The sequence below is a fragment of the Methanosarcina sp. genome, from assembly GCF_028693135.1.
In the GTDB taxonomy this organism is placed as follows: domain Archaea; phylum Halobacteriota; class Methanosarcinia; order Methanosarcinales; family Methanosarcinaceae; genus Methanosarcina.
In genome coordinates this window covers 1-8777 of the sequence record NZ_JAQUVZ010000082.1, presented here as the reverse complement: position 1 = coordinate 8777, position 8777 = coordinate 1, and the positions used below count along the sequence as shown (strand labels likewise).

Below are 8777 nucleotides of genomic sequence, written 5' to 3'. Positions count from 1 at the left end.
ACGTCCACATTCCGGACCCTGACTTCAATTTAACAGGACAAAAATGCTATATTTGCTTCCAACATAATCATAAATTCAGAATGAGGGTCCGGAGTGCGAAATCAGAGGTACTTTCATGCCAAATAAAAAGAAAATGACATTAGGTAAAGAAAATTATGCCAAACAATTTCCTTTTCCATTAGAGAAAAATAAATGTAGAAGTAATCTGGCTAAATCGAGATTTCTACAGCCGTAAAAATATAAGCAACCACTTATACTTTTTTGAAAACTTTCTCTTTCGCACTGACAGGAGTAAACAGTCCTCTTATTTCACCTGGTAAAGTTTCAGACTTGCCAATAATCAGATAGCCGTCATCTGAAAGAGAATTATAAAAATCATTCAACATTTTTATTTTTTGATTTTCATTAAAATAGATCATGACATTTCTGCAAAATACGGCATCAAAATGTTTTGAAATTGGAGGCTCACTGGTCAGGTCATGTTTCTGAAATCTGATCAATAGTTTCTGGATGCTTTTTATTTTGAAGCCTTCCCCTGCAGGCTCAAAATACTTTCGTATAAGGGAAGAATCCAGATTTTTTATTTGATCTTTACTGTATATTCCCTGTGAAGCATGCTTCAGGCATTTTTCATCAATATCCGTTGCATAGATAGAGATGCTCCAGTCTTCCGGCAAAACATCTTTTGAGCAAATGCCAATTGAATACGGTTCCTCTCCATTAGAACAGGCTGCACTCCAAAACCTGACGAGGTTGCTTTTAGATTTTTTTTTCCTTTCCATTATATCGGGCAAGATTTCTTCCCGGAAAAACATAAATGGCGTTTTGTCCCGCATAAACTCGGTAACGTTTACCGTAAGTGCGTTTATAATCTCCTTCATCTCGGTTTGATTTTTTTCCAGGAGCCCCGTATACGTTGTATAGTTATCTGCGCCAACGGCCTTCATTCTCAGGTCAATTCTTCTTCTAAGATAACTGTCCCTGTACCCGGCCAGAATAATACCCGATGATTTTGAAATTTTTCGTACAAGAAAATTAAAGTCGTCATCAATATTTACAACCACAGTACTTCCCCTTTAGTAGGTTTAACGATCATGCTTCCATCCACAGGATTAAAAATAACACTTCTACCGACTTCCCCTCCCACATCTTTTGCCAAAATCGGGATATTTTTTTTAATCAGAGTTTCTTCAACGGAGATTGCGTTTCTATTACCAACTTTGAGGATATCCAGGCTCATATGCTTAAAAACCTGGGCCCCTCCTGCAAACTTTGCAGTAATCCTGTTTTTTCTTGCCCCCATTTTCACCATATCTTCAAACATTTTTTCAATGGCTGTTTCGGCATACTTGGTTTCGCCGTTATCTGAAGCCCCGGGAAGCAGCACATGTGCTATTCCGCATATACCTGTTGAAACGTCAGAAAGAATAACGCCAATACAGGACCCCAGGCCCATTACTTTTAAGAGGACATTTTTCCCAATCTTATATTCCCCTATCCCGGCAGACAGTTCCCCATCCAGGCTTTTAATGTTCAAATTTGATCTAGTGCCCACCAGATAACTTTTTGCAGCATTAATCAGGTCACACGATCGGCAAGAATCCTGAGATGAGCAGGTATTTGAAAGTGAACAAAAAGATTTTAGCAGTACATCCCTACTGGTTAAAAAAATCGCTTTCCCACTTTCATTCGAGACGAATAAAATGTCGCTGCTCATAATTGTCCCAGAATTTTCATCATATTATCAAGCATATCGGGTTCCGGAAGCATGGCTAAATAAATCTCTATATCTGGATCAGAGCTGAGAGAGGTCTCAAATAAAATTATATGGTCATTCTTCTCAGCCATTTGCGAAACTACTGAATCAATGACTGCCGTAGGTACATCCACTGCGAAATTTGGGGGAGACGGGAGTAATATGATGTCCATAAAATCAGCTAATGCATCACAAAAAGAAGAGGAGAGTATATTCCCTACCTCCATAATTGTGGACGCATACATTTCCTCATCCAGCTCTTCCATACCAAATAACTCGCCTGCAATTTTTCTTGCCGACTTTTCAGGGAACATAATGTATAGATATCCTGACCTGTGTTCTTCGAGGTCCTGAAGTGCGATAATTACCCCTGCAACAACCTCGTCAATGAATTCACTGGAGAGATTTTTAATTTCTCCGATCTTGACCTTCGGAACTGAGAAGAAGACGTCTTTATTAAGTAGTTTGGAGAGAGAGGTCGCAGCATGCCCGGCCCCAATATTCCCAAGTTCCTTTAGAATATCCAGTTCCACTTCACTAAGATTTGTTAGATCAGTCATCAATATCACCTTTTATAAGCATTGAAACATCTATAATCGGTATTACACGCCCATCTCCCAGTATTGTGGCACCAATAAATCCTTTTGAATTTGAGAAAATGTTTCCCAGTGGTTTAATAACAATTTCCTGCTGGTCTATAATTGAATCAACCATAAGGCCAATTTCCTCATTTTCTTTTTCAACAATTATGGCGATTTCTTTATCCAATTTTTCACATGACACATTGAACATTTTTTTCAAATCAACCGTTGGTATTAGCTTATCCCTTATATAAAGCACAGGAGTTTCTTTAACGAGCTTATAATCACTGCTATCAACACTCAAAGCTTTCACAACGTTAGAAATCGGGATCGCGTATGTCTCGGACCCGATCTCCACTAAAAGAGATTTTATTATAGCGACTGTGGGAGGCAGATCAATTCTGATTCTGGAAAACTCTCCCTTCTTTGAATATACCCTGACCTTTCCTCCCAGTTTTTCAACAGCAGTTTTTACTACATCCATGCCCACACCCCGGCCGGATATCTCTGTTGGAGTATCCTTTGTCGAAAAACCCGGGGAAAAAATGATCATTCTGATTTCTTCTTCACTGAGATTTTCTACCTCAAATGACGAGAATATTCCCTTCTCAACAGCTTTCTTTTTTAATATTTCAACATCTATACCTTTGCCGTTATCTTCGATCTCAATTATTACGTTATTTTTTTCTCTTCTAGCTGAGAGTTTTATGTGTCCGACTTCATGTTTCCCGGCTTTTTCCCGCTCTTCAGGATATTCTATACCGTGGTCAACGGCATTTCTCACAAGGTGGACCAGAGGATCACTAATTTCATCTAAAATAGTACGGTCTAATTCCGTATCCTGCCCTTCGATTTCAAACTCGACATTTTTATTGAATTTTCTACTTAGATCCCTTACCATGCGCGGAAACTTACTGAATACCCTCTCAATTTTTACCATCCTGATTCTCATCACTTCATCTTGCAGGCTTGAAATTGATTTATCCAGCGTCCCGGTTGCTTCCTCCAGTTCAGGTAAGTTGTATTCCTGAGATATCTGAAGCAGACGTCCTTTGTTAATAACAAGCTCACCAACAAGATTCATTATATTATCAAGATTGGAGGTCCTGACCCGGATAGTTTCCTGTCTTTTTGTTTCCAGAGGCGCTTTTGTGGATGTTCCCGATTCAGGATTGTTTGAGTCTGGACCCGATTCTCCGGTTTCCTGGATCTCCTGTGACTGTAATACCTGAATAGGGACATTTTCAGAGTCTTCTGCCGGAGATTGGGCTTTATCTAATCGCAGCTCTTGATCAGGAATAATTTTATCAGGAATAATTTTATCAGGAATAATCTTATCAGGAATAATCTTATCAGGAATAATTTTATCAGGAATAATCTTATCAGGAATAATCTTATCAGGAATAATTTTATCAGGAATAATCTTATCAGGAATAATCTTATCAGAAATAATCTTATCAAAAGTTTTTCCAGAACTTTGCTCTAAAATCCGGGCTTCGTCCAGTTGCAACTCTTGATCAGGAATTGCAGGATTTATTTTGGGATCTTTTTCAAAGACCCGGACTTCCTGTGCCTTTGGACCGTCAGTGGAGGAGTCTTTGCATTTTTTCCCAGGAAGTATTCCAGCGGAGTCGGTTATTTTAAAACAGTATATTGATTTACTTATTCTGTTTAAAATGCAACGTAATCTTGCTGCCAAACTGGATATACAAGAGTGAAGCATATTTGATTTGTTTGTGGCTGAAACAGCTGTTGCTTCAGGCACTATAACTGGAGTTGAGGGGGAATCTGGTTGAGATTCTTCTGTGACAGAAATATTACATTTATCATCTGAGACAGAAATATTACATTTATCATCTGAGACAGAAATATTACATTTATCATCTGAGACAGAAATATTACATTTATCGTCTGAGACAGAAACATTACATTTAATTTCTTCATTACAGGCAATATTAAACGGTTTAATTTCAGAAATATTAAATTGTTCAATTTCTGAAATTCTATCCATTAACTCTTCAACCTCATCGCTTTCCCCTGAAAGGAACACTTTAAAGTGACCGGCAAAGCTGTTATCCATCTCATTTTCATCAGGATCTATTTTAGCTAATTTACTTATATCTTTAAGAGATTCTATGATCAATGTTGCTCTCAAACCCTTCATAACACAGTTTTTATCAAGGGTTATATCCAGAACAAGATTGTAGTCATCCGGATTGCAGGTAACTTCATTTTCCTTTTTGTCATAGCATTCAGAGTTTGAAGGGTTATTGTCATCTGATTGCTGGATGGACATTTTTTTAGGAGATAATACCTTATTTTCCACTGGTTGTATACAAAGAGGCCCTTGTTTACCAGTCATCATTTTTTCGTAATTTTCAAATGAGTTCAGAAGATCTTCTATTTTTACATTATCATTATCGGCGCTTTCTATTTGTTTAACAATGTCCATGATCCGGTCAACTGTTAAAAGCAGAATGTCAACCAGATCACCATCTATTTCTATGTCTCCATTTTTTATGCCGCACAGGACTTCTTCCATACTATGGCACAGATGTTCAAGTGATGCATATCCAAGAAATCCAGCCATTCCTTTTATTGTATGGGTTATTCTAAAGATTTCATCAATTGCGGCAGCTTCTCCATTTTCTAAGTCCACAAAAGATTGATTAAATACATCGAGACACTCGTATATTTCCTGAAGGAAATCGCTTTTATAAGCTGCCATATCACTTTCCATTGCATTTCGCCTCCAGTTTATTCACAATTTCTTCAGGAATCTCAAAAATGGGTTTCACAACATCAATAGCTCCAGCTTCTATTGCAGCTCTTGGCATCCCGAAAATAACACAGGTATCTTCACTGCACGCAATTGTGGAACCGCCGGCATCTCGCATCTTTTTAAACCCGGAAGCCCCATCACACCCCATACCCGTAAGAATAGAGGCAACAATGTTCTTTCCATACACATCTAACATACTTTCAGCTGTTACATCAACTGCGGGCATTACAGCATGAACCGGCTTGCCTTTTATGAGTTTGATTCTGGTGACATCCAGAGCCTTTCTAACGGTCATGTGGTAGCCGCCTGGCGCGATATAAACAACACCTACTGATACTTTTTCATTATTTCTGGCTTCTTTTATTTCCAGCTCTGACAGAAAATTCAGCCTTTCTGCCAGTTGTCTGCAAAAACTACCTTCAGGCATATGCTGGACAACAAAAACCGGAGCAGGCAAATCTCCAGGTAGCCTTGGGATCACCTGTTCAAGAGATGAAGGGCCGCCTGTAGATGAACCTATGAGAATACCAAAGTCTCCGGCACATTTCCATTTCCATTTCCCCCTGACCACCTCCCCTTTGAACTTCCTCATATTAATTAATCTTAATATGTTAGGGTTTGAACTGTGGATATTTTTTATTTTATCAACAAGCTCTCTTTCGGCCTTATTCACATCATGGTGAGACTCGGATTTTGTAACAAAATCTATTGCTCCAAGATGCAAAGCTTCTAATGCCTCTTTTGAGCCCTCGGTAGTCAGGGTGCTAAACATGATGATGGGAACCGGATCAGTATTCATAATGGTTTTAACAGCCGTCAGCCCATCCATGACTGGCATGTTAACGTCCATTATAATTATGTCAGGGTGTAATGTTCTTGCCTTTTCTACAGCTTCTTTTCCATTACACGCATCTCCGACGATCTTTATGTCCAGGCTGCTGGCAAGCATGCTTCTTATTGCCATCCGCATGAAGGCAGAATCGTCAACAATAAGAGTACGTATCATGCTACCCCCAAATTCATCCACCAATTACTTTCTTAATTTCTTCGATGACTTTAGGAGCCTGGAAAGGTTTTATTATGTAGCCCCTTGCCCCCAGTTTTATAGCTGTCTTTACTATATTCTCCTGCCCTATGGCAGTACACATCACAACTTTAGCGTCTTTATCAATGGACTTTATGTGCTTTAATGCGTCAATTCCTGTCATTTCAGGCATGACAACGTCCATTGTAACGACATCCGGTTTGAGCTCTCGATACATTTCTACTGCTTGCTTTCCATTTTCGGCTTCCCCTGCTATATCAAATCCAGCACCGAAAAGAATGTTTTTAAGAAGTTTCCTCATAAAAGCTGTGTCATCAACAATCAATACTTTTGACATATGTATCCCCCTTAAAATTATCTTTTAGATATTTTATCAACCATATTTACCCCATGAGGGGTCAATTCTATTTCTTTTCTAATTTTTACAACTTTAGCTAATCCAGAACCGACAAGCCGATCATAATAATTATTTAGTTCGTCCGTTGATATTCCAATTATATTTTCAATTGATGCAAAATCTAATCCAGAATATACTAAAGTGAGTATTTGCGTTTCATCTTCAGACAATTTAATTGAAGGTTTATGTTTTTCAAAGAGCCGCTGAAGATAGCTTTCAAGCATTTCCAGCGTACTTTCCGGGCAGAGAACCAGGCTTGTTACTACATTACTTTTTTCAACATGAGAAAGGATGAGAACTTTTCTCTGTTTCCCACCCACGGTTCTAAGATCGGTGTTAACAGATCCGAGATTTTCAATAGGAATTCTCTTCTGGTTTTTGGAAGACAAAAACCAGAATCCTTCATCTGTTACGCTGAAATACCCTTTTTCCCACTGTGCATTCGATGAAACAACACCGCCAACAGTATCAGATGACAAAAAAAACACTGCAAACTTATCTGCTTTGAGGTTAAATGCAATGTATTTGAAAACCTGTTGATGAATATTTTGAGGAAGGTTAAGTACAAATTTACCCTCTTTTTTAATCTGGATGCATTTAACACCCTCTACATCAACATCTTCCAGGTCTTCTATTTCCCCAAGAGGGATGCTTCTCTTGCCTATAATAAGACTGTTGTCGGTCACTACAAGTACTACATCCACCCATCCGTCATCATAAGTTTTAATAGGAGCTCGAAGGTGGACTTTATCGGTCATCCCTTCATCTCCTTCAGCTCTTCTTCGCTGAATAATTCTTTAAGGTCCATTAATGTGAGAAGCCCGTCCTCAAGTTTTCCCACTCCTTTCAAAAACCTTGAATCGTCCCTCAAAGCTAAAAACCTGGGTATTTCTTCGATATTCTGGGAAGATAGGTATTTGACCTCGCTGACACTGTCAACCATCATTCCTATGGTGGCATTATTGTATTCAATAACAATAATCCTGGTATTTTCATCGTTTTTCTTCGGTTCTTTACCCAGTCTTTTTCTGAGATTGATAATGGCTGCGATCTGGCCTCTGAGGTTCAGGACTCCTTCTACAAAGCCAGGTACATTTGGAATTCTGGTAATTTGAGTTGGCAGGATAATCTCCTTTACCTGGGAAATTTCAACTCCATATCGCTCTTCTCCAAGACTGAAAACAATCACTTGAATCGTATTATCCACATTTACAATTTGATTATGATAACTCATTTTATATCCCCTGAAAGGGAGGCTTATAGGAATTGCAGAATACGAACTGCAGCGTTCCATCAGCCCCAAATTCAAACAGCTCTTGATTTGACATTCAGTACATTTTTGAATTTTTATTCCTGTTGAAATGCTGTGGTTTTCCAAAAGAAGGTTGATTGTTTTTCGGTTCCCCCGACACATTGAAGTTTTCTAAGAGAGTATCGACTGTTTTCTGGGCGAGCCCGCTGACATTCTGTACCGAGGTACTTACCTGCTGCATGGCAGCTGTCTGTTCCTCAATAGCGGCAGAAGTTTCTTCACTGCTTGCGGCATTCTCTTCAGCAGTAGATGCGGTTTCACTGATGCTTTTCTCAATATTTTCAATTTTACCCAGGCCGTCTTCGGAAAGCCGGTCCAGTTCGGAAAGCATGGAGTTGATAGTGGCAACTGCAGTGGCAATTTCGTGGCTCTTATTTAAAGCCTGTTTAATATTTTTGCTTCCGGTTTTAGCCTGGACATCTGCAGTGTTAATAGCTTCTGTCACTTTTTTAGTCTCTTTCTGAACGCTCGTAACAATCTCATTTATCTCATCAGTGCTCTTCCTCGAATCGGCAGCAAGTTTTCGGACCTCATCGGCAACAACAGCAAATCCCCTGCCGTATTCACCGGCTCGTGCAGCTTCAATGGCGGCATTCAAAGCAAGGAGATTGGTCTGGTCAGCAATCGATTTGATTTTCCCTGTAACGGCACCGATATTATTGACAGCGTCATCCAGAGAGTGAACAATGGTTCCAAGTTTCGAGATTTCTGCAACAAACTGCTCCACTCCTTCAAGAGCCATGTTGTTGAGATCCTGGGCTTCTTCACTGGTTTTACCTGCCTGGGAAGCATAGCTGGAAGATTTAGTGGAAGATTCGCTGAGCTTTTTGAAAATTTCTTCAGAAGCTTTTATATCCGAAGCTGCCGTGCCCGCATGCCTCGAAAGGTTCTCTGAACCGGTTGC

At 39.4% G+C, this 8777-nt stretch carries 9 protein-coding genes; all 9 read right to left on the bottom strand.

The window, feature by feature from the left end; translation table 11 throughout:
- Positions 1–251 precede the first annotated feature (251 nt).
- Positions 252–1064: a protein-glutamate O-methyltransferase CheR gene (locus PHF18_RS17880; RefSeq protein ID WP_300105047.1), complete on the bottom strand. Its 813-nt coding sequence runs from the start codon at positions 1062–1064 to the stop codon at positions 252–254.
- Complete coding sequence (locus tag PHF18_RS17875) at positions 1055–1717, bottom strand: chemotaxis protein CheD (protein ID WP_300105045.1); 663 nt, start codon at positions 1715–1717, stop codon at positions 1055–1057. Before PHF18_RS17875 ends, PHF18_RS17880 begins: the two co-directional genes overlap by 10 nt.
- Positions 1714–2289, bottom strand: coding sequence for a chemotaxis protein CheC (locus PHF18_RS17870; protein ID WP_300105044.1), 576 nt, complete (start codon positions 2287–2289; stop codon positions 1714–1716). Before PHF18_RS17870 ends, PHF18_RS17875 begins: the two co-directional genes overlap by 4 nt.
- A 19-nt stretch (positions 2290–2308) precedes the next feature.
- Entirely contained in the window at positions 2309–5077 is a 2769-nt protein-coding gene (locus PHF18_RS17865; protein WP_300105042.1) for a chemotaxis protein CheA, read from the bottom strand.
- On the bottom strand, positions 5067–6125 hold the full coding sequence (locus PHF18_RS17860; protein ID WP_300105040.1) for a chemotaxis response regulator protein-glutamate methylesterase: 1059 nt from the start codon (positions 6123–6125) through the stop codon (positions 5067–5069). Before PHF18_RS17860 ends, PHF18_RS17865 begins: the two co-directional genes overlap by 11 nt.
- Before the next feature lie 13 nt (positions 6126–6138).
- Positions 6139–6501, bottom strand: a complete 363-nt coding sequence (locus tag PHF18_RS17855) for a response regulator (RefSeq protein WP_300105039.1) — start codon at positions 6499–6501, stop codon at positions 6139–6141.
- A gap of 17 nt (positions 6502–6518) precedes the next feature.
- A complete protein-coding gene (locus PHF18_RS17850) occupies positions 6519–7319 on the bottom strand; it encodes a CheF family chemotaxis protein (RefSeq protein WP_300105037.1) in 801 nt (266 codons plus the stop codon).
- Positions 7316–7795 (bottom strand): chemotaxis protein CheW, encoded by a 480-nt coding sequence (locus PHF18_RS17845; RefSeq protein WP_300105036.1) that lies wholly within the window; start codon positions 7793–7795, stop codon positions 7316–7318. Before PHF18_RS17845 ends, PHF18_RS17850 begins: the two co-directional genes overlap by 4 nt.
- 94 nt (positions 7796–7889) lie before the next feature.
- Positions 7890–8777: methyl-accepting chemotaxis protein (locus tag PHF18_RS17840; RefSeq protein WP_300105035.1), on the bottom strand; the 888-nt coding region annotated here is incomplete at its 5' end.